The following is a 20,299-nucleotide window of genomic DNA, read 5'->3' on the forward strand; positions in this document are numbered from 1 at the left end:
TGCTCCTGAGGCTTGCAGGTCGCCGGCTCGGCACGTAGTCCGGGCCGACCGTCCACGACAGCGAGCCTCCATGCGCTTCACCGGAACCGAAACCTACGTCGCGACCTCCGATCTCACCACGGCGGTGAACGCCGCGATCGTGCTGGAGCGACCACTCCTGGTGAAAGGCGAGCCCGGCACCGGCAAGACGGTTCTGGCGGAAGAAATCGCCAAGGGCCTCGGCGCACCGCTGCTGACCTGGCACATCAAGTCGACGACGAAGGCCCAGCAGGGGCTTTACGAGTACGACGCCGTCTCGCGCCTGCGCGACTCGCAGCTCGGCGATCCGCGCGTCTCGGAGATCTCCAACTACATCCGCCGCGGCAAGCTCTGGGAGGCCTTCGCCGCCGAGGCCCGGCCGGTGCTGCTGATCGACGAGATCGACAAGGCCGACATCGAATTCCCGAACGACCTGCTCACCGAGCTCGATCGGATGGAATTCCACGTCTACGAGACCGGCGAAACCGTGAAGGCGGCCCGGCGCCCGATCGTGATCATCACCTCGAACAACGAGAAGGAGCTGCCGGACGCCTTCCTGCGCCGCTGCTTCTTCCACTACATCAAGTTTCCCGACGCCGAGACGCTCCAGCAGATCGTCGACGTCCATTATCCGGGCATCAAGCACCGCCTCGTCGAGGAGGCCCTGCGGGTCTTCCTGGAGACCCGCGAGGTCCCCGGCCTCAAGAAGAAGCCCTCGACCTCGGAGCTGCTCGACTGGCTGAAGCTCCTCGTCTCCGAGGACGTCCAGCCCGAGACCCTGCGCGAGCGCGACAGCCGCAAGCTGATCCCGCCGCTGCATGGGGCGCTCCTCAAGAACGAACAGGATGTGAGCCTGTTCGAGAAGCTGGCCTTCATGATGCGGCGGGAAGGGCGGGGCGGCTGACGCGACCGCGATAGGCGCGGGCCGACGTCAGCCGGCTGGCTGAGCGGAGTGCCTGCGCATCCCGGCCACCGTCAGCCAGACGGCCGAGACGAGGAAGTAGAAGGCGCCGAAGGCCGCGTAGGGCGCGACGTCGGTGATGCCGGGCATGTCCGGTCCGGCAGCCTGCTTGATGAAGAACGCGCCTGCGAGCGCCGACTGTGCCCCGCTGAGAATCATCGCCCATTGGGCTCCCGCTCTCCAGCGCCGGATACCGGTCGCGAGTTGCGACAGACCGGACAGAGCCGCCCAGGCGCCGAACACCGCGAGCACGGCGTAGGGGCTCCGGCCGAGCGCGACGGCGACCGCGATCGCCGTGATCACGCTGACCACCGCATTCGCCGTCTGGCTGGGATTGGCGCTCAGGCCGCCGCTGCGTCGCGCGTCGACGAGATTGGCGAGCGCGTCCCAAGCGGGATAGGCGATCAGCAGGGCGGCCGCGATCGCGGGATTGCCCTTGCCCAGGCTGAAGGCGGCGAGAACCCAGGCAACGGCGACGCTGGCACGGGTGAAGTAGTAGGAGCGAAGCCAGTTCGGCGAGGGGGCCGTATTCATCGAAGTGTCCTCCGGGCGCACGAGCGCCGGGACCGAAGATCGATCCGGACGCCGCGCTGGTGAGTGGTCGAGCGACCTGGTCGCTCACGAGGAAAGACACCTGTTTTCAAGCGACTGGGCGTCTTCACGGATCGCGAAACTACTTGCGGGAGGCCCGGATCAGCCATGATCGAAAGGCTGGAAAACTTGACCGATCCTCCGGAAGACGGGACCCGCGGCGCGGCCTCCCTCGACCTGCTGTCACACGTCCTGTCCCAGATCCGGCTGACCGGAGATGGCGTCTCATCCGAAACCCTCCCCGAGGGCGGCCGACTCGATCTGGATCCGGACGCCGCCCATGCCTTCGTCATCACCGGGGGCGGGCTGCACGCTTCAACGCCTGACGAGGCGAGCCCCGTCCTCATCGAGACCGGCGATCTCGTCCTGATCCCGAACGGCGTCGGCGCGACGTCCTTCGTCGCGTCACAGCCCGCGCAGGTCGTCGTCTGCCGGTTCCGGTTCGATCCCTACACCTTGCGCAGCATGATCGCCGCACTGCCTCGGCGCATCCACATCCGGCGCGACGAAGGGGCCGGATGGCTCGACGGCATCGTCCACTTCCTAATGATCGAGACGACCGACACCCAGCCAGGCGCGGCCCTGATGATCTCGCGGATCATCGACGTGCTGGTCATCCGCACGCTCCGCACCTGGGTGCAACGCGGGCAGTCGTCCGGGTGGCTGGGCGGATTGTCGGATGCGCGCATCGCTCGCGCGCTGAAGGCCATCCACCAGGAGCCGATGCAGCCCTGGAGCGTCGAGGCGCTCGCCGACCTGGCTGGCATGTCCCGTTCGAGTTTCGCAGGTCGCTTCACCCAGCTCGTCGGCCTCTCGCCCCTGCGCTACCAGAACGCCTGGCGGCTCACGATCGCCCAGGATCTGCTCTCGCGACGAGGCGCGCGCGTCGGAGAGGTCGCGCACCGCGTCGGCTATGAATCGGAGGCCGCCTTCAGCCGCGCCTACAAGGCGCTGTTCGGCCATTCGCCCCGCGACGAAGCTGCGCAGAGCCTAAGAACGGAGGCGAACGAATGACCGGCGGGTCGTCGTCACGAGCTCATCGAGCCTTTCCGGAATAGATATCCGACACCTGCCCGAGCAGCTTCAGAGCATCCGCCTTCGAGCGCTGGAAGGCATTGCGACCGATGATCGAGCCGAACCCGCCGCCGGCCTGGATCGCCTTGATCTCCTCGAGGAACGGCGCATCCTCGGCCGCGCCGCCACCGGAAAAGATCACGATGCGGCGGCCGTCGAAGGCACATTGCACGATGTGCTTCACGCGCTCGGCCGCCGTGCCGATCGGGATGCCGGTCTTCTCGTAGACCTTGCGCGCCGCGTCCTGCTCGATGTGGTCGCTCGGCAGCTTCACCTTGATGATGTGCGCGCCGAGCTGCGCCGCGATCTGCGCGGCATAGCCGATCACGTCGATCGCCGTCTCGCCCTCCTTCGAGAGCGAGGAGCCGCGGGCATAGGACCAGATCACCACGGCGAGGCCGACGGCCTTGGCCTCCTCGGCGATCTCGCGGATCTGGCCGTACATGGCATTGCGGTGCATCGAACCGGGATAGATCGTGAAGCCGATCGCCGAGCAGCCAAGCCGCAGGGCGTCCGCCACCGAGCCGGTCAGCGCCTGGTCGGGATCGTCCTCGTCGGCCAGCGTATCGTGGTCGTTGAGCTTGAGGATGAGCGGGATGCGCCCGGCGAATTCGCGAGCACCCGCCTCGAGGAAGCCGAGCGGCGCAGCGTAAGCGTTGCAGCCCGCCTCGATGGCGAGTTCGAAATGATAGCGCGGGTCATAAGCCGGCGGGTTCGGCGCAAAGCTGCGGGCCGGGCCATGCTCGAAGCCCTGGTCCACGGGCAGGATCAGGAGCTTGCCGGTGCCGGCGAGCCGTCCATGCTCCAGCAATCGGGCGAGGTTCGTCAGGGTGCCGGGGCTGTCGGCGCCGTACCAGGACAGGATCTCGGCGACGCGGGCAGAACGTTCCATCGGACGGCTCCGGCTTTGGTGGCAAGGAGGCTCGCGAACCGAACTGACGTCCGCCTGCTAAGTTCCGCCCGGACTCAGCCGTCGCGGGCCATCGCTTCGAGCGTGTCGACATCCCCGCCGCTGATCGCCGGAATGGCCCGCGTGATGCGCTCGGGCGCCCAATCCCACCAGGCGATCGCCTGCATCCGCGCGGCGTCTGTCTCGCTGAGGCGCGTGCGCACGACCCTCGCCGGATTGCCGGCGACGATGGCGTAGGGCGGCACGTCCTGCGTCACGACGGAGAGCGTCGCGATGACGGCGCCGTCTCCGATGCGCAGGCCGGGCATCACCGTCGCGCCCATGCCGAACCAGACGTCGTTCCCCACCACCGTGTCCCCGCGGTTCGGGAAGTCCATCTCCTCGGGAAAGCGGCCGATCCAGCCGCCGCCGAAGATCGGGAACGGATAGGTCGAAGGTCCGGTCATGCGGTGATTGCCGCCATTCATCAGGAAGCGCGTGCCGGCCGCGATGGCGCAGAAGCGACCGATCACCAGCCGATCGCCGATGAAGGGGAAGTGGTAGAGGATGGCGTCGAGGAAGGCCCGCGGCCCTGCCGGGTCGTCGTAATAGGTGTAGTCGCCGACGCTCACATTCTCCGGCAGGTCGAGATTGGCGATGAAGGTCACGCGCTCGTGCCCGGTCATCGGATGGAGCGCCCTGGGATTGGGGCCGAAGCGGGGGTCGTGCGTCATGGCGGCCTCGTGCCTGGCTGTCATCTCGCCCCGCTATGGGTGCGCCGGCGCGCTGCTCTATGTCGGGGCAGGGGGGCAGCCTACCGCACAGTTGGACGAGACGATGAAGACCAAGAAACTCGGACGTACCGGCCTCGACGTCTCGCCCCTCTGCCTCGGCTGCATGACCTACGGCGTGCCCGAGCGCGGCCCCCATCCCTGGACGATGACGGAAGAAGACAGCCGGCCGCTCCTGAAGAAGGCGCTCGATCTCGGCTTCAACTTCTTCGACACCGCCAATTTCTACTCTGACGGCACCTCGGAAGAAATCGTCGGACGTGCGCTCCGGGATCTCGGCGTGCGCGACGAGATCGTGCTCGCGACCAAGGTCTATTTCCCGCTCAAGGACCGACCGAATTCCGGCGGACTCTCCCGCAAAGCGATCTTCTCCTCGATCGATGCCAGCCTGAAGCGGCTCGGCACCGACCATGTCGACCTCTACCAGATCCATCGCTGGGATTACGGCACGCCGATCGAGGTGACGCTGGAGGCGCTGCACGACGTCGTGAAGGCGGGCAAGGCGCGCTATATCGGCGCCTCCTCGATGTTCGCCTGGCAATTCGCCAAGGCCCTGTTCACGGCCGACCTCAACGGCTGGACACGCTTTGCCACGATGCAGGACCACTACAACCTGCTCAGCCGCGAGGAGGAGCGCGAGATGCTGCCGCTCTGCGCCGACCAGGGCATCGCCGTGCTGCCCTGGAGCCCGCTCGCCCGTGGGCGGCTGACCCGCGACGCCGATGCGAGCTCGACCCGTCAGGACAGCGACGTGACCGGCGTCGGGCTCTACGACGCCACCCTGGAGGCTGACCGGCGCGTGATCGAGGCGGTGGCGAAGGTCGCCACACAGCGCGGCATTCCGCGCGCTCAGGTGGCTCTGGCCTGGGTACTCTCGAAGCCCGTCGTCACCGCGCCGATCATCGGCGCCTCGAAGCCGCATCATCTCGACGATGCGGTCGCCGCCCTCGACGTCGCGCTGAGCCCGGACGAGATCGAGACGCTCGAAGCGGCCTATATCCCGCACGCGCCGGTAGGCTTCTCCTGATGATGCGCCGCCTGATCCTGCTTCGTCACGCGAAGTCGGCCTGGCCCGAGGGCGTGGCCGATCTCGACCGGCCTCTGAACGAGCGCGGCCGTGCTGCCGCGTCGCGTATGGGCGGCTATCTCAGGACCGAGAAGCTCGTGCCCGACCAGGTCTTCGTCTCGCCGGCCCGGCGTACGCAGGAAACCTGGGAACTGGTACGCCGCGAGCTTCCGGGGATCGAGGCCGAGACCGTGCCGATGATCTACGAGGCCGCGGCCTCCCGCATCCTCGATGCGGTGCGCTCGGCGCCCGACCATGCCGAGACCTTGCTGGTGATCGGCCACAATCCCGGACTTCACGAACTCGCGATGCTGCTGATCGGGGAGGGCTCTCCGAGCCTCCGCGCAAACCTGCGCGAGAAATTCCCGACGGCCGGGCTCGTCGTGATCGATGCCCCCGTCGCCCATTGGGCAGGCGTTGGCCGAGCAGCGGGGCGGCTGGAGCGCTTCGTTGTACCGCGAGGGCTTTCGGACTGAGCCCGGGGCGCCGGCAGAACCCTGCAATTCGGCCTCGCCGTGTTGATAGTGAGGCAGCGAAGGGCGCCTGGCGAGCGGCGCAATCCCGGTCTGCGATGGGCGCACGTCCAACTTGACGAAATCATCCCTGGCATACAGAACTTTTTTCAGGTCGCCTTGGCGTGGCGGCTTGCCAACTCAACTTCGACCCGTCCGGCAGAGATGTCGCGGCGGGTTTTTCGTGGCGAAGCCGAGGCTTCGGAACGCTTCGCGGCGGAGGAAGCAGCCTCCTAGCGGTCGAGCGACGGACCGCCCGCGGCACCACCCGTGCCGGGCGGCCCGCTCGTCGACGTGCCGCCGATGTTCACGCCCGGCGTCGTCCCCGGAACGGACGAGTTGCTCCGGTTCACCGTATTGCCGGCGGCCGGGCTGCGATCGTCGAGTGCTCCGCCGGGCACCGTGCCGGACCGGACACCGCCGGTCACGGCGGGTGCCGGTACGCCGGTATGGGCGGCGCCTCCGGTGACAACCTGCGCCGCAGCCGGCGCTGCCAACGCGACGAACCAAGCCGCCAGGATCGTGCATGCTCTCATCGTGCCGCTCCCTCTGCCCGGACGCCAACGAATGGCTGGGGCTTCGGTTCACGGAGTCGCCTGCCGATCGACCCCGGGTGCCGATGCGGACAAATGTGGATGGCGCGCATATCCGCGTGAACCGCGCGCGCCCGCTGCCGTTGTGCTAGAAAGGCCAAGCTCCAACCCGCCGAGACCCGCCCGTGCTTCTCGAAGCGCTCATCGCCCTCGCGACGGTGCTGCCGCGTCTCGACGCCGGCCTCGATGCGGCGCGGGCGCCACTCACGTATCTGGAAATGCCGGCTCTGCGCTCGAGCCTCGGCGCCGACCCGTCTCCTCCGGCGCTGCCCTATTTCAGCGCGACGGCGCGGGCGGTGTCGAACTGGCGCGACGAAGCCGGCACCGCCCTGCTGCCGGCATCGCTCGCCCTCGTCGTGAAATACGCGGCGACGGATCCGGGCTTCGTCGCCCGCTGCGTGAAGCTCAACAATTACTGGTGCATCAAGCAGGCCCGCTGGCACGGCGAACTCGGCGGTGACGGCGAGGGCCATACCGGCTTCGCCACCGCGGCCGACGGCGCGGACGCAGCGGCGATCCTGTTGCGGCGCTACTACCGCGAGTTCGGTCGGCGCACGGCGCTCGCCATCGTGCGGCGCTGGGCGCCCGCCGAATGCGGGCTCGTCTCCACGGCAGGTGCACCGAGGGGACTGCCGGCACATGCATCCGCGATCCCGCCAGTCGCCAAGGCGGTGGCTCCGCAGGGGATCGGCAAGACGCTGCGCGCCCGGTTCCTGGCGAGACATGCAAGAGGTGGCGCGCCGCGGCGGGTGGCCGTCTATCGCGGCAGCGCCGGAGCGCCCCTGCGCGTGCAGCCCTGGTCGGCCCGCGCGAGGCTCGCTGGCCATCCGAGCCGCGGGACACGCGTTTCCGCCAGGGTGCCTGCGCCGAAGCCGGTGGCCGACATCGCGGCCGGCATCGGTCCGGGCACAGCGAAGGCAGCCAAGCCGCCGATCTACGGGCTATCGACACAGAGCGGACTCGCACCGCCGCCGAAATTCCCGCTCGATGCGGCAAGGTCGCGACCGACCCGGCTGGCGGGGAGCGGGGCGGCCGACCCGTCCGCTCTGCTCGCACCCGACAGGATGGTCGCGGAATCGGCTGCGCTGCCGTCGATCGTGGCCGGGCTGCCCGGTGGACGCCTGCTCGACCTCAGCGTGCCCGTCCCGCTCTGCAGCACCGACGAGACCCGCATCCGCAACTATGCGAGCCGGATCGCGGGCAGCGTCGGGCTGAAGCCCGAGGACGACCTGCGGCTGTTCGAGAGCGATGGCACGCCGACGGCCCGGCTCGCTCCCGTCATGCTGGCGATGTCCTCGGTCGAACTCGGCTCGCTGCACGCGACCCCGGCGCTGATCGCGGCGGCGATCGGCCGGCTTGGCCTGCGCCTGCCAAGCCCCGCCGCGTCCGCAGTCGAGTGACCTTGCGCGATCCCGGCCTGCGCGCCACCTCAACCTCGCATCCTTCTCCGAGACCCGCGCCCGAGCCCGTCCTTGCCGCCACTGTCCGACTTCGCCGCGCAAGCCGGCTCCGCGATCAAAGCCTTTGCCGAAGCCTCCAGTGATCTGCTGATCCAGCCGACGCTCCGGCTTGGCGTCACCGGTCTGGCGCGTTCGGGGAAAACGGTCTTCACGACGGCGCTGATCCACCATCTCGTCGAGGGCCGCGGGCTTCCGGCCTTCACACCGGCTCAGGAGGGACGCCTGCGCCGGGCGCGCCTCGTGCCGCAGCCCGACGACGACCTGCCGCGTTTCCCCTTCGAGGAGCACTTTTCGGCCCTCACCGAAGAGCGGCGCTGGCCGCGTTCCACCGATCGGATCAGCCAGTTCCGGCTTGCCATCGAGTACGAGCGCACGGGTGGCTGGCGCAGCGGGCCGGCGACGCTCAACCTCGACGTGGTCGACTATCCCGGCGAGTGGCTGCTCGACCTCGCCCTGATCGACCAGAGCTATACCGGCTGGTCGCGCGCCACGATCCTCGGCACCCGTAGGGCAGGGCGCGCCGCCATGGCTGCTCCCTGGCTCGAGACCCTGAACACCCTCGATCCGAACGGCCCCCTCGACGAGATCGTGGCCGAGCGCGCCGCCGGCAGCTTCAAGACCTATCTGGCGGCCCTGCGCGCCGGCCCGGAATCCGTGGCGACGACGCCGCCCGGCCGCTTCCTGATGCCGGGCGATCTCGCCGGCTCGCCGATGCTGACCTTCGCACCGCTCGACAATCTCGGCGAAAGCATTGCGCACGACAGTCTCGCCGGCCTGATGGAGCGGCGCTTCGAGGCCTACAAGGCCAAGGTCGTGGTGCCGTTCTTCCGCGACCACTTCCAGCGCGTCGACCGGCAGATCGTGCTTGTCGACGTGCTCTCGGCGGTCGATGCCGGGCCCGCCGCGCTCGCGGAGCTGGAGGAGGCGCTCGACACCGTGCTCCTGTCCTTCCGGATCGGCCGCAATTCGCTGTTCTCGTATTTCTTCGCGCCGCGCGCGGACAAGATCCTCTTTGCCGCGACCAAGGCCGACCATCTCCACCAGACCAGCCACGATCGCCTCGACGCGCTGCTGCGCCTGCTGGTGGGCCGCGCCATGCGCCGCACCGAGGCAGCGGGCGCACGCGTCGGAACCGTCGCCCTCGCTTCGGTGCGTGCCACACGCGAGACCACCGTGCATGAGGGCGACATGGTGCTGCGCGCAGTCTCTGGCACACCGGAGGCCGGCGAGCATGTCGGCGACGAGCTCTTCGACGGCACGACCGATGCCGCGATCTTCCCGGGTGAATTGCCGGCAGACGCCCAGGCCGTGCTCGAAGGCGCAGTGCCGCCAGGCTCCCTGCGATTCCCGCGGTTCCGGCCTCCGCTGATCAAGCCCGACCGGCTCGGGCGACCCGGCGATCTGCCGATGATCCGGCTCGACCGGGCGATGCAGTTTCTGATCGGGGACCGCTTGTCATGAGCCAACGCCCGCGCGCCTTCCGCATTCCCACTGCAGACCCCGTGGAAACGGCCGAAGCGCCCCCGCCCAATCCCGACAATATCCGACTCGTCGACGAGCCCTTCGAGATCGTCGAGGCCGCCGATGGTGTCGTGGTCCCGGTGGCGCGCAAGCGCCGCGCGCCCTGGCTGACCCTGCTGTTCTCCGCGCTGGGCGGCCTCGTCTCGATCGCCATAGGCCTGTCGATCGAGCGGCTCATCGTCGACCTCTTCTCCGCCGCGCCCTGGCTCGGCTGGGTCGCGCTGGCCTTGCTCGCCCTGGCGCTGATCGCGCTCACCGCCATCGTCGCCCGCGAGATCGCCGGGGTCTGGCGCGAGCGGAAGATCGAGGCACTTCGGGCGAGGGCGGTCGAGGCGCTGGCGACGCGCGACCACACGGCGGCCCAGGGCGTGGTGAAGGACCTGCGCAGTTTCTACGCAGATCGCTCCACGCTCGCCGAAGGCCGCGCCCGGCTCGACGCGCTGGGCGATGCCATCCTCGACGTCGACGACCGCATCGGCATCGCCGAGCGCGAATTGCTGGCCCCCCTCGATACGCGCGCCAAGAACGCCATCGCGCAGGCCGCCAAGCAGGTCTCCGCGGTCACCGCGCTCTCGCCGCGCGCCATCGTCGACGTCGTCTTCGTGGTCTTCGCGGCCGTGCGCCTGCTGCGCAGGATCGCGTCGATCTATGGCGGTCGCCCTGGCTTCCTCGGCTTCCTGCGGCTGGCGCGCGCCGCCTTCGCCCATCTCACGGTGACCGGCGGCATGGCGGTGGGGGAGGGCGTGGTCCAGCAGGTGCTCGGGCTCGGCCTCGCCGCGCGCATTTCGGCGAAGCTCGGGGAGGGCATCCTCAACGGGCTGATGACCGCTCGCTTCGGCCTCGCCGCGCTCGCCGTCTGCCGGCCTCTGCCCTTCACGCGGGAGACCCCGCCGACGGTCAACGACGTCGCCGGCGAGCTTCTTCGCGCAGCGCCCAAGGACGAGGCTTAGGCCGCCCTCTCGGCCGACTTTCGCCCCGACGCGACGACCGGGCGGGTGCGTCGGCCCGCCGCAGACATCCTGCAGCGATCCCATGAAACAGAATCATTCTAAACTGGTTGACCACTCTCTGGAGTTATTCTAACTTCAAACAGTGATCGCGGTGGGGCTGATTGGCTCCAGCTACCGCAACCAAGAGAAGGAATTCTGCCATGGCCACCAGCGCCTCCTGCCAGAGCTGCCGCTTCTTCGACGAGCACAAGACCAATGGCGGCACTGCTGCCGGTGACGAGGGCCTGTGCCGCTTCAACCCGCCGGTGAGCCAGCCCGAGCCGAAGGGCCATGGCCTGTGGCCGGTGGTGGCTTCGAAGGATTGGTGCGGTCACTTCTCCACGGGCGCCCAGCCTGCCGAGTGATGCCCGCATAAAACGAGATGCGAACGAGGCCGGTGCGAGAGCGCCGGCCTTTTTCGTTTGGGACGACTCGGGATCTGCGGCCTCGGGCATCATCGTGCCCCGCGCCGGTCATGATGCGGTCAACTTCCCGGACGACACGAGCCCCCAGACGAGAGGCCGGACGGCACCGACGCCGCGGCCCCGAACCTGCCGACGACCCGCACCCTCTTCGCGGGCATGGGGAAGAATCGCATGAACTGGTCTTCGATCACCGGCGCGCTCACGGGCCTGGCGCTCGTCGCCCTCCCGAGCCTCGCGCAGGCGGCCCCGCGTGACCCGAGCGGGGTCTGGCTCACCGAGGACGGCAAGGCGCGCATCCGCGTCGAGAAATGCGGCGCGCAGGGCACCAACATCTGCGGCTACGCGGTCTGGCTGAAGGTGCCGCTGAACGACGAGGGCAAGCCCCGCGTGGACTTCCGCAATCCCGATCCGAAGAAGCAGGTCCGTCCCTCGCTCGGTCACCAGATGATCATGGGGCTGAAGCCGAATGCCGACGGCCGCTACGAGGGCAAGATCTACAACGCCGAGAACGGGAAGTTCTACGACGTGACGATCTGGTCGGAGGCCCAGGGCGAGCTCAATGTGAAGGGCTGCATGCTCGGCTTCCTCTGCGGCTCGCAGACCTGGGAGCAGAAGGCCGATATCGCTCCCGGCCAGCTCACCGGCCCGACCAATGGCGTCAACGGCCCCCGCGCCGACGCGGAGTGGGCGCCGAAGGGCAACACCAATGTCGCCAATGCCGCGGGCTCGCCCGCGACGACCGGCACCGCTCCGAAGGCTCCCAAATCTGCAGCCGCGAAGCCTGCTGCACCCGCCAGGAGCGCCGCCCCGGCCCCGCAGGCCGAGCAGCCCGAAGACTGAGGTCCCCGTCATCTCGACGGTTGTCGAAGGCCGCGATCCGGATATCCGGATCGCGGCCTTCGCCGTTTCAGGGACCGATGGGGCGGCGCGAGAATCGAATCAGGTGGTCGGAGCGGCGACGCGCTGGCGCAGGCCCGTGATCACCGCCTTGAGCATGTCCTCGCCGGCCTCGGCCGAGGGGAGGGTGTTGCGGGCCGCGTAGATGCGCTCGTGGACGAAGGCGAGCTTGGCGATCACTGCCGGGGTCAGCTTGAACGGGTAGAGCGCCGGCTGGCCCATGGAGCGGTTGAGCGAGTTCACCGCGTAGGTCAGCGGCATCCAGGCCGCGATCAGCCGGCCGAAATCGCCGGCCCGGTACGGGTCGAAATCGATGACAACGAGGCCGTCTTCGCCATCCTCGCCCGCGCCCCTCAACTTCGGCCGCACCTGGATCTCGAAAGACGAGGCCGTCTCCAGCGTGTCGACGATGTGCAGGTAATGGGCAAAGGTCTCGGCGAAGTCCTCCCAGGGATGAGCCGTCGCGTAGGACGAGACATGGGTCTCCTCCCAGTGCGGGGCTGGCCCCTCGGCATAATGCCGCCGCAGGGCCTCGCCGTAATCGACGCTCTCGTCGCCGAAGATCGCGCGGCAGGTCGGCAGGCTCGCGTCGTGGCGTACGAGCACGTCCCAGTAGTAGTGACCGATCTCATGGCGGAAGTGGCCGAGCAGCGTCCGGTAGAACTCACCGAACAGCACCCGCCGCCGCTCCCGCTCGGCATCGTCGGCCTCGGCGATGTTGAGGGTGATCAACCCGCTATCGTGCCCGGTGAGAACCGGCGGCCCTTCGAGCTGGTTCTCGGCGGGGTCGACGAGGAAGTCGAAGGCCAGTCCGTCGGAATACTCCTCGCGACTCGCGAGCGGCAGGCCGACACGCATCAGCGTGTAGAACAATCTGTGCTTTGCAGCCTCGATTGGACGCCAGCGAAGAAGATTGTTCTCGATTGCCAGATCCGGCACCACCCGGTTGTGCCGGCAGGCGAGGCAGTATTCCTCCCCTGTTTCCTCCGGGACCATCCAGTTGCAGGCGTCGTAGGCGGCGTTCGCGCAAAAGCGCAGCTTGATGCCAGGATGGGCGTAGGCGTGCCAGAGTCCGTCGCCTGATGGTTCGAGCGCCGACATCTCGTGAACGCCAGTGACGAAGCCCAAGCGCCGTTCGCAGCTCTCGCAGGACGTGCTCTCGAACGAGACCGGCTGGTCGCAGGCCTGGCACTGAAAGATCTTCATGAGCCTGTCTTGCTGACGCCCGAGATCGGTAGGGACCAAGCGGGGCCCGGGCCGGGAGGTTCCCGCTCGCCCCGCAGCGCTGGCTCAGGAATGGGTGGCGCGCTTGTTGGCTTCGGTGAGCACCAGGCGTTTGATCTCGTTCACCCGGCGGTCGACCTCCGCCTTGCAGAACGGGCATTTCGTCAGCACCGGCCCGTCGGCCGTGAACTCGACGACCTTGTCGTCGGGCACCTCGATCGCGAAGGCGTAGAACTCGCTGCACTCGCTGCAATAGAAGCCGATGTTGCTGACCCCGAGCTTGCGCTTCAGGGTCGGCAGGGGCATGCCCGGCGTCGTTGCGAGATGGATTCGGTGGCTCTGCATCGTCGACGGGTCTCGGGATTGTCGCGGGGTTGAGGATCGCGAGGCCCAGAGACTATCGCAACCGGAAGCATGGATCTTGCTTTTTCGGCCCAAGGCCGTCGCCCGCTCTATACTGGGGTTGGCTTGGTCCGCTCCGTCCCGGCGGGGCCGCGCCGCATCCTGGCAATCTGAGCGGGAGCCTTCGTGTCCATCAAAGCCGCGCTGCATCACGTCACCCATTACCGCTACGAGCGGCCGATCACGCTGGCTCCCCATGTGATCAGGCTTCGGCCGGCACCACATACGCGCTCCAAGATCCCGTCCTATGCGCTGAAGGTCAGCCCGGCGAACCACTTCATCAATTGGCAGCAGGACCCGGCCGGCAACTGGCTCGCCCGCGTGGTCTTCCCCGAAAAGACCACCGAGCTCAGGATCGAGGTCGACCTGACGGCAGATCTCGCTGTCATCAACCCGTTCGACTTCTTCGTCGAGCCCTACGCCGACACGCACCCCTTCGCATATGCCGACGACCTGCAGGCCGAACTCGCTCCCTATCTCGCGGTGGATGACGGGCACGGCCCGGAAATCGATGCCTTCCTGACGCGGCTGCCGAAGGAGACCGGCACGGTCTCCTTCCTCGTCGCGCTGAACGCGCAGGTCTGCTCGGAGATCAGCTACTCGACCCGCTTCGAGGAGGGCGTCCTGACCCCGGCGCAGACGTTGCGCGCCAAGGTCGGCTCCTGCAGGGACTCCGCTTGGCTCCTCGTCCAGGTTCTGCGCCGCCTCGGCTTCGCCGCGCGCTTCGTCTCCGGCTATCTGATCCAGCTCGTCCCCGACACCACGGCCGTCGACGGGCCGGAGGGAACGAAGACCGACTTCACCGACCTCCACGCCTGGGCGGAGGTCTATCTGCCCGGCGCCGGCTGGATCGGCTTCGACGCCACCTCCGGCCTGCTGACGGGCGAGGGCCACATCCCCCTCGCGGCGACGCCGCACTATCGCTCCGCCGCGCCGATCACCGGCACGTCCGAGGCTGCCCGCACCGAGTTCGACTACGAGATGCGGATCAGCCGCGTGGCCGAGGCGCCGCGGATCACCAAGCCCTTCGCGAACTCGGTCTGGGCGGCAATGGACGCCCTCGGAGAAAAGGTCGACGCCGATCTCGAAGCCCAGGACGTGCGCCTGACCATGGGCGGCGAGCCGACCTTCGTCTCGATCGACGACTACCAGTCGCCCGAATGGAACGCCTCCGCCGTCGGGCCGACCAAACGCGGGCTCGCCGACCAGCTCATCCGGCGCCTGCGCGAGCGCTTCGGCAAGGGCGGCTTCCTGCATTACGGGCAGGGCAAGTGGTATCCGGGCGAGAGCCTGCCCCGCTGGGCCTTCGGCCTGTACTGGCGCAAGGACGGCGAGCCGATCTGGCACGATCCGTCGCTCGTCGCCGTCGAGGAGGGCCCCCGCGAGGCGAACGAGGCCACGGCCCGCGCCTTCGCCACCGCGCTCGCCGGCCGCCTCGGGCTCTCCGACTATCTCATCCCGGCCTATGAGGACGACGCCTACTGGAAGACCAGCGAGAGCCTGCTGCCGGCCAACGTGACCACGGCCGACGCCAAGAGCGGCAGCGCCGAGAACGATGCCCGCATGGCCCGGGTCGCGGCACGCGGCCTGGAGAACCCGACCGGCTTCGTTCTGCCGGTGGCAAGCCTCGCCGTGGACCAGGGCCGCAGCTGGATCTCGGAAGCCTGGGCGTTTCGGCGCGGCGGCCTGTTCCTCGTGCCCGGCGACTCGGCCGCCGGATTCCGGTTGCCGCTCGCCTCGCTGCCCTGGGTGCCGCCGGGCTCCTATCCCTATTACCACCCGCAGGATCCGCTGGAGGATCGCGGCGCCCTGGCTGGCGACTTCTCCGATGGCCGTGGCGGCCTCAGCCGCGCCAATGGCGCCGGGATCGAGGGAGTGGCCGTGCGCACGGCCATCACCATCGAGGCGCGCGAGGGCCGGCTCTGCGTGTTCATGCCGCCGCTCGAGCGGGTCGAGGAGTATCTCGAGCTCGTCGGCCATCTCGAAGCCGTGGCCAGGGAGGTCGGCCAGCCGCTGCATATCGAAGGCTACGAGCCGCCCTATGATCCGCGCATCGGCCTCATCAAGGTCACACCGGACCCGGGCGTGATCGAGATCAACGTCCACCCGGCAGCGTCCTGGCGCGAGGCGGTCGACATCACCATGGGCCTCTACGAGGACGCCCGGCAGACCCGCCTCGGCGCGGAAAAGTTCATGATCGACGGGCGCCATACCGGCACCGGCGGCGGCAACCACGTGGTGCTCGGCGGCGTGACCCCGGCCGACTCACCCTTCCTGCGCCGCCCCGACCTGCTTAAGAGCCTGACGCTCTATTGGCAGCGCCATCCGTGCCTGTCCTACCTCTTCGCCGGCCTCTATGTCGGCCCGTCGAGCCAGGCGCCGCGCATGGACGAAGCCCGCCATGACGGACTCTACGAGCTGGAGATCGCGCTCGCCCAGGTGCCGTCTCCCGACCAGCCCAACATCCCGCACTGGCTCGTCGACCGGCTCTTCCGCAACATCCTCGCGGACGTCACCGGCAATACCCATCGCGCCGAAATCTGCATCGACAAGCTCTACAATCCCGACAGCCCGACGGGGCGGCTCGGCCTCCTGGAGTTCCGCTCTTTCGAGATGCCGCCGGATGCCCGGATGAGCCTCGCGCAGCAGCTTCTGCTCCGCGCGATCATCGCCTGGCTGTGGCGTGAGCCCCAGGGCGGCTCCTGTGTCCGCTGGGGCACGGCTCTGCACGATCGCTTCATGCTGCCGCATTTCCTCTGGTCGGACTTCCTCGACGTACTGGAAGACCTGAACCGGGCCGGCTACGCTTTCGACCCCAAGGCCTTCGAAGCGCAGGCTGCGTTCCGCTTCCCGGTCTTCGGTCGCGTCGAGCAAGGCGGCGTCGGCCTCGAACTGCGCCAGGCGCTGGAACCCTGGCATGTCCTGGGCGAGGAAGGATCGGGCGGCGGCACCGTGCGCTACGTGGATGCATCCGTCGAACGGCTTCAGGTGAAGGTCGAGGGCTTCAACCCGGCCCGGCACATCATCACCTGCAACGGCCGTCGACTGCCAATGACCGCGACCGGGCGCTCCGGTGAGGCGGTGGCCGGCCTGCGCTTCAAGGCCTGGCAGCCAGCCTCGTCGCTGCACCCGACGATTCCCGCTCACGGCCCGCTGACCTTCGACGTGCTCGACAGCTGGAGCGGGCGCTCGCTCGGCGGCTGTCGCTACCATGTCAGCCATCCGGGCGGCCGCAACTACGAGAGCTTCCCGGTCAACGCCTACGAGGCGGAGGGGCGCCGCCTCGCCCGCTTCGAAGCCGAGGGCCATACGCCGGGCCATATCGAGATGCCGCCCGAGGAGCGCTCGATCGAGTTCCCGCTCACCCTCGACCTGCGCACACCGGCGCCACGATGACCTCTGGGGGGGCGCTCGCCTACGATTGGCCGACCGGCACACCGAGTCTCGATCCCGTGCAGAGCTGGATCGATGGCTACGAGCGCCGGCCGGGCGTCGTCGACGAGTTGCTCGACGCCAACGGCTACGTGCGCGGCGCGTGGCCGCGCTTTCTCCAGCGTTTCGGCCAGATCGGCGACCGCGAAGTCATGGCCCGCTTCCTGTCGGGCGAACGGCACATTCACGATGCCGGGATCTCCTATCGGGTCTATGGCGACCAGCGCGAGCATGCCTGGCCGCTCGGGCCGCTGCCGCTGATCATCGATTCCCGCGACTGGGCCGAACTCGCCGCAGGCATCGTCCAGCGCGCCGGCCTGATGGAGCGGATCGTCGCCGACATCTACGGCCCCGGCCGCCTGATCTCGGAGGGCCTGCTCCCGGCCGCTGCCGTCGCGGGCAGTCCCGAATTTCTGCGGCCGGTCCACGGCGTCACGCCGCCGGGTGGCCGCCACCTCCAGATCTATGCCGCCGATGTCGGCCGGGGACCCGACGGGCGCTGGCGGGTGCTGGCGGATCGCACCCAGGCCCCATCGGGACTCGGCTTCGCGCTCGAAAACCGGATGGTGCTGGCCCGGGCCTACCCGGACCTGATCTCGGACCTTCACGTCGAGCGACTGCCGGGCTTCTTCCAGAGCCTGCGCGAGGGCATCGCCGCGGCCTGCGAGCGCAGCGATCCGCGCATCTGCCTGCTCACCTCCGGCCCCTACAGCAGCACCTATGTCGAGCAGGCGGCGCTCGCCCGCTATCTCGGCTTCCTGCTCGTCGAGGGCGACGATCTCGTGGTGCAGGACGGCCTTCTGCACGTGCGCACCGTCGCCGGACTCAAGCGCGCCGACGCCCTCTGGCGGCGGATCGACGCCGACTATCTCGACCCCATGGAGTTGCGCTCCGAGTCCCGGCTCGGCGTGCCCGGCATCCTCGACGTCCTGCGGCGTGGCGGGGTGGTGATCGGCAACATGCCGGGCTCGGGCGTGCTCGAATCCGGTGCGCTCAGCCCGTATCTGCCGCGCATCGCGGAACGCCTGCTCGGCGAGTCGCTGCGGCTCTCCGATCCGCCGACTTGGTGGTGCGGCGATCCCGAGAGCCTCGCCTACGTTCGCGCAAACCTCGACGGCCTGACCCTGCGTCCGGCCGCGACGCCGGTGCGCGGGCCTGAGCGCGACGCCATCCTCGGCCCGCATGCCCTCGATGCCGCCCGCGAGCACGCCATCGCCGCCCTGGGCGACCGGCCCTTCGACTGGGTCGGCCAGGAGACCGGGCCACTCTCGACCATGCCGGCCTGGTTCGAGGGGCGCCTCGTGCCGCGTCCCTTCGTCATGCGGGTCTTCGCAACGGCGACCAGAGACGGTTGGCGCGTGATGCCGACCGCCTTCTGTCGCACGGCAGAGCAGGAGGGCGTCGACCCGACGGTCATGCGCGCCGGCATCCGCTCGGCCGACGTCTGGGTCGTGTCGGACATCCCCGTCGAGACTCCGCCGCTCCTCAACACCATCACTCCGAAGATCCGGCGCATCGCCGGCCATCTGCCCTCTCGCGCCGCCGACAACCTGTTCTGGCTCGGCCGCTATCTCGAGCGAGCGGAAGGCGTGATCCGCCTCGTCCAGACCCATCTCGGCCGGCTTGCCGGCACCCTGGCCTCCGATACCGGAAGCGACGTCGGCACACCGACGAGCCTGCGCATCCGCGCACTGCTCGAAGAGTGGGGATCGGTGGACGAACCCGACCTGCCGACGGCGGCGCTCGCCCGTGAGGCCCTGTGCGATCGCGAGCAGCACGGCTCGGCCCTCTCCCACGTGCTCTCGGCCCGCCGCTCCGCCTCGACCTTGCGCGAGCGCCTGCCCGTGGAGGCCTGGGGAGCCCTGACGGAGCTGCAAGACCTGCTCGATTTCAGCGGATCCCGCGTGCCGAGCGAGGCGCAGCTCTTCGAGCGGGCCGAGCGGGCCCTCGGCCACCTCTCGGCCCTGTCCGGGCTCTCGCACGAGAACATGAACCACTCCGCCGGCTGGCGCTTCTTCGACATGGGCCGGCGCATCGAGCGCGGCGTGAACACCTGCTCCTTCGCCCTGCGTTTCGCGGGTGACCACGCGGGCGCCGAGGATCTCGGGGTGATGCTGGCTCTGTGCGATTCCCAGATCGCCTATGGAGCGCGCTACCTGACCGGCGTCAGCCTGCCCGCCGTGCGCGACATGGCGCTGCTCGACCCGTTCAATCCGCGCTCGGTCGCATTTCAGGTCGAGGAAATCGTACGCCATCTCGACACGCTGCCGGCCCTGCGCGCCGACGGCGTGCCGGAGCCGCATCGCCGTGCCGCCCTGCGGCTCGCGGGCACTTTCGCGACGGCAGAAGCCACCGATCTCAACGCGATCCAGCTCGGCGAGCTCGAGGAAGAGCTCGAAGGGCTCGCCACCTTGATCGCCGGCCGCTACTTCCCCGGCAATGCCGATGCCCTGCGGCCGGAGAAGCTGACGGGCCTCGCGTGATCTACAGCCTGCGCCACCTGACGACCTACCGGTACGCACGCACCGTCAACTACGCCCGTTGCAATCTGCGGCTCCGACCGCGGGACGGCGACGGTCAGCACGTCCTGGCCAGCACGATCACGGTCACGCCGGTCCCGAAGGGGCGCGGCACCCGGGACGAGTATTTCGGGCCCCAGGCCCTCACGCTGATCATCGACCAGCCGCACAAGGTCTTTTCCGTCGAGGCGACCTCGCGCGTGATCGTCGAGCGCCCGGCCTTGCCCGATCCGGAATCCGGACCGTCCTGGGAGGCGGTGCGCGAGGCCGCGTTGACGCTCCCGACGCTCGATGCCGCCTCTCCCGCGCATTTCCTGTTCCCGAGCCGCCGTGTGCCGATCGTCGCCGAGGTCACGGACTACGCGCGCCGGAGTTTTCCCCCTGGACGTAGCGCCTACGGGGGCGCCTTCGATCTGATGAACCGCATCCGGAGCGATTTTCAGTTCGACGCCAAGGCCACCACCGTCTCGACGCCGCTGGCCAAATCCTTCGAGCTCAAGGCCGGTGTCTGCCAGGATTTCGCACATGTGATGATCGCCGGCCTGCGCGGGCTCGGACTGCCGGCGGCCTATGTCAGCGGCTACCTGCGGACACGGCCGCCTCCGGGGCAGGCCCGGTTGCGCGGCGCCGATGCCAGCCATGCCTGGGTCTCTCTCTGGTGCGGCGAAGGCTGGCATGACGGAGCCGGGCAGGGCGGCTGGTTCGGTCTCGACCCGACCAATGCCTGCGGCGTGCGCGACGACCATATCGAGTTGACCAGCGGCCGCGACTACAGCGACGTCACGCCCATCGACGGCATCGTCTCCTCCCCCGGCGGCCAGAAGCTCAAGGTCGAGGTCGACGTCGTCCCGGACGACGAGGTGTTGGCCTGAGCTCCACGGCCCGCGCAGTGGACGATACCTGGCGAAGGGCTTAGAGCGCTGTCGGATGAGCGG

The 20,299-nt window shown here is 68.9% G+C and carries 18 protein-coding genes; 12 read left to right on the forward strand and 6 right to left on the reverse strand.

Features of this window, described 5'->3' with window-relative positions; all coding sequences use genetic code 11:
- The first annotated feature begins 70 nt into the window (after positions 1-70).
- Positions 71-922, forward strand: a complete 852-nt coding sequence (locus tag HCU64_RS16530) for an AAA family ATPase (protein WP_233385211.1) — start codon at positions 71-73, stop codon at positions 920-922.
- A gap of 27 nt (positions 923-949) precedes the next feature.
- Here HCU64_RS16530 and HCU64_RS16535 read toward each other — a convergent pair whose 3' ends face one another.
- Positions 950-1,513: a DUF308 domain-containing protein gene (locus HCU64_RS16535; protein ID WP_233385212.1), complete on the reverse strand. Its 564-nt coding sequence runs from the start codon at positions 1,511-1,513 to the stop codon at positions 950-952.
- A gap of 165 nt (positions 1,514-1,678) precedes the next feature.
- On the opposite strand from HCU64_RS16535, the gene HCU64_RS16540 reads away from it, so the two are divergent.
- Entirely contained in the window at positions 1,679-2,584 is a 906-nt protein-coding gene (locus tag HCU64_RS16540) for an AraC family transcriptional regulator (RefSeq protein ID WP_233385213.1), read from the forward strand.
- Positions 2,585-2,606: 22 nt separating this feature from the next.
- Here HCU64_RS16540 and HCU64_RS16545 read toward each other — a convergent pair whose 3' ends face one another.
- A complete protein-coding gene (locus HCU64_RS16545) occupies positions 2,607-3,536 on the reverse strand; it encodes a class I fructose-bisphosphate aldolase (protein WP_233385214.1) in 930 nt (309 codons plus the stop codon).
- A gap of 74 nt (positions 3,537-3,610) precedes the next feature.
- Positions 3,611-4,267: a CatB-related O-acetyltransferase gene (locus tag HCU64_RS16550; RefSeq protein WP_233385215.1), complete on the reverse strand. Its 657-nt coding sequence runs from the start codon at positions 4,265-4,267 to the stop codon at positions 3,611-3,613.
- Positions 4,268-4,370: 103 nt separating this feature from the next.
- Between HCU64_RS16550 and HCU64_RS16555 the strand changes: the two genes are divergently transcribed.
- Complete coding sequence (locus tag HCU64_RS16555; protein WP_233385216.1) at positions 4,371-5,351, forward strand: aldo/keto reductase; 981 nt, start codon at positions 4,371-4,373, stop codon at positions 5,349-5,351.
- Positions 5,351-5,866, forward strand: coding sequence for a SixA phosphatase family protein (locus HCU64_RS16560; protein ID WP_442785977.1), 516 nt, complete (start codon positions 5,351-5,353; stop codon positions 5,864-5,866). Before HCU64_RS16555 ends, HCU64_RS16560 begins: the two co-directional genes overlap by 1 nt.
- A gap of 269 nt (positions 5,867-6,135) precedes the next feature.
- On the opposite strand, the gene HCU64_RS16565 is transcribed toward HCU64_RS16560, so the two are convergent.
- Positions 6,136-6,438, reverse strand: a complete 303-nt coding sequence (locus HCU64_RS16565; RefSeq protein WP_233385217.1) for a hypothetical protein — start codon at positions 6,436-6,438, stop codon at positions 6,136-6,138.
- Positions 6,439-6,620: 182 nt separating this feature from the next.
- Here HCU64_RS16565 and HCU64_RS16570 point away from each other — a divergent pair, with 182 nt between their 5' ends.
- The 5 genes from HCU64_RS16570 (at position 6,621) to HCU64_RS16590 (ending at position 11,730) form a co-directional block, all read left to right on the forward strand.
- Positions 6,621-7,895 (forward strand): hypothetical protein, encoded by a 1,275-nt coding sequence (locus HCU64_RS16570; RefSeq protein ID WP_233385219.1) that lies wholly within the window; start codon positions 6,621-6,623, stop codon positions 7,893-7,895.
- Positions 7,896-7,967: 72 nt separating this feature from the next.
- The gene (locus HCU64_RS16575) at positions 7,968-9,416 is read left to right on the forward strand and encodes a YcjX family protein (protein ID WP_233385220.1); all 1,449 of its coding nucleotides are present in this window, start codon (positions 7,968-7,970) and stop codon (positions 9,414-9,416) included.
- Positions 9,413-10,426 (forward strand): YcjF family protein, encoded by a 1,014-nt coding sequence (locus HCU64_RS16580; RefSeq protein ID WP_233385221.1) that lies wholly within the window; start codon positions 9,413-9,415, stop codon positions 10,424-10,426. Before HCU64_RS16575 ends, HCU64_RS16580 begins: the two co-directional genes overlap by 4 nt.
- Positions 10,427-10,626: 200 nt before the next feature.
- On the forward strand, positions 10,627-10,830 hold the full coding sequence (locus tag HCU64_RS16585; RefSeq protein ID WP_233385222.1) for a hypothetical protein: 204 nt from the start codon (positions 10,627-10,629) through the stop codon (positions 10,828-10,830).
- Between the two features lie 231 nt (positions 10,831-11,061).
- Complete coding sequence (locus tag HCU64_RS16590; protein WP_233385223.1) at positions 11,062-11,730, forward strand: DUF2147 domain-containing protein; 669 nt, start codon at positions 11,062-11,064, stop codon at positions 11,728-11,730.
- A gap of 99 nt (positions 11,731-11,829) precedes the next feature.
- Here HCU64_RS16590 and HCU64_RS16595 read toward each other — a convergent pair whose 3' ends face one another.
- Together HCU64_RS16595 and HCU64_RS16600 are read right to left on the reverse strand one after the other, a co-directional pair.
- Positions 11,830-12,993 (reverse strand): zinc-binding metallopeptidase family protein, encoded by a 1,164-nt coding sequence (locus HCU64_RS16595; protein WP_233385224.1) that lies wholly within the window; start codon positions 12,991-12,993, stop codon positions 11,830-11,832.
- An 84-nt stretch (positions 12,994-13,077) separates the two neighbouring features.
- A complete protein-coding gene (locus tag HCU64_RS16600) occupies positions 13,078-13,317 on the reverse strand; it encodes a hypothetical protein (RefSeq protein ID WP_233385225.1) in 240 nt (79 codons plus the stop codon).
- Positions 13,318-13,539: 222 nt separating this feature from the next.
- On the opposite strand from HCU64_RS16600, the gene HCU64_RS16605 reads away from it, so the two are divergent.
- Genes HCU64_RS16605 through HCU64_RS16615 form a run of 3 tightly spaced genes read left to right on the forward strand, consistent with a single transcriptional unit; the run spans position 13,540 to position 20,236 of the window.
- Positions 13,540-16,809: a transglutaminase family protein gene (locus HCU64_RS16605; RefSeq protein WP_233385226.1), complete on the forward strand. Its 3,270-nt coding sequence runs from the start codon at positions 13,540-13,542 to the stop codon at positions 16,807-16,809.
- Positions 16,806-19,328, forward strand: coding sequence for a circularly permuted type 2 ATP-grasp protein (locus tag HCU64_RS16610; RefSeq protein WP_233385227.1), 2,523 nt, complete (start codon positions 16,806-16,808; stop codon positions 19,326-19,328). Before HCU64_RS16605 ends, HCU64_RS16610 begins: the two co-directional genes overlap by 4 nt.
- Positions 19,325-20,236 carry a transglutaminase family protein gene (locus HCU64_RS16615; RefSeq protein ID WP_233385229.1) on the forward strand — a complete coding sequence of 304 codons (912 nt, stop codon included), beginning with the start codon at positions 19,325-19,327 and terminating at the stop codon, positions 20,234-20,236. The genes HCU64_RS16610 and HCU64_RS16615 overlap by 4 nt, the downstream gene beginning before the upstream one ends.
- Positions 20,237-20,299 lie beyond the last annotated feature (63 nt).

Source organism: Methylobacterium sp. C25 (assembly GCF_021352225.1).
GTDB lineage: Bacteria > Pseudomonadota > Alphaproteobacteria > Rhizobiales > Beijerinckiaceae > Methylobacterium.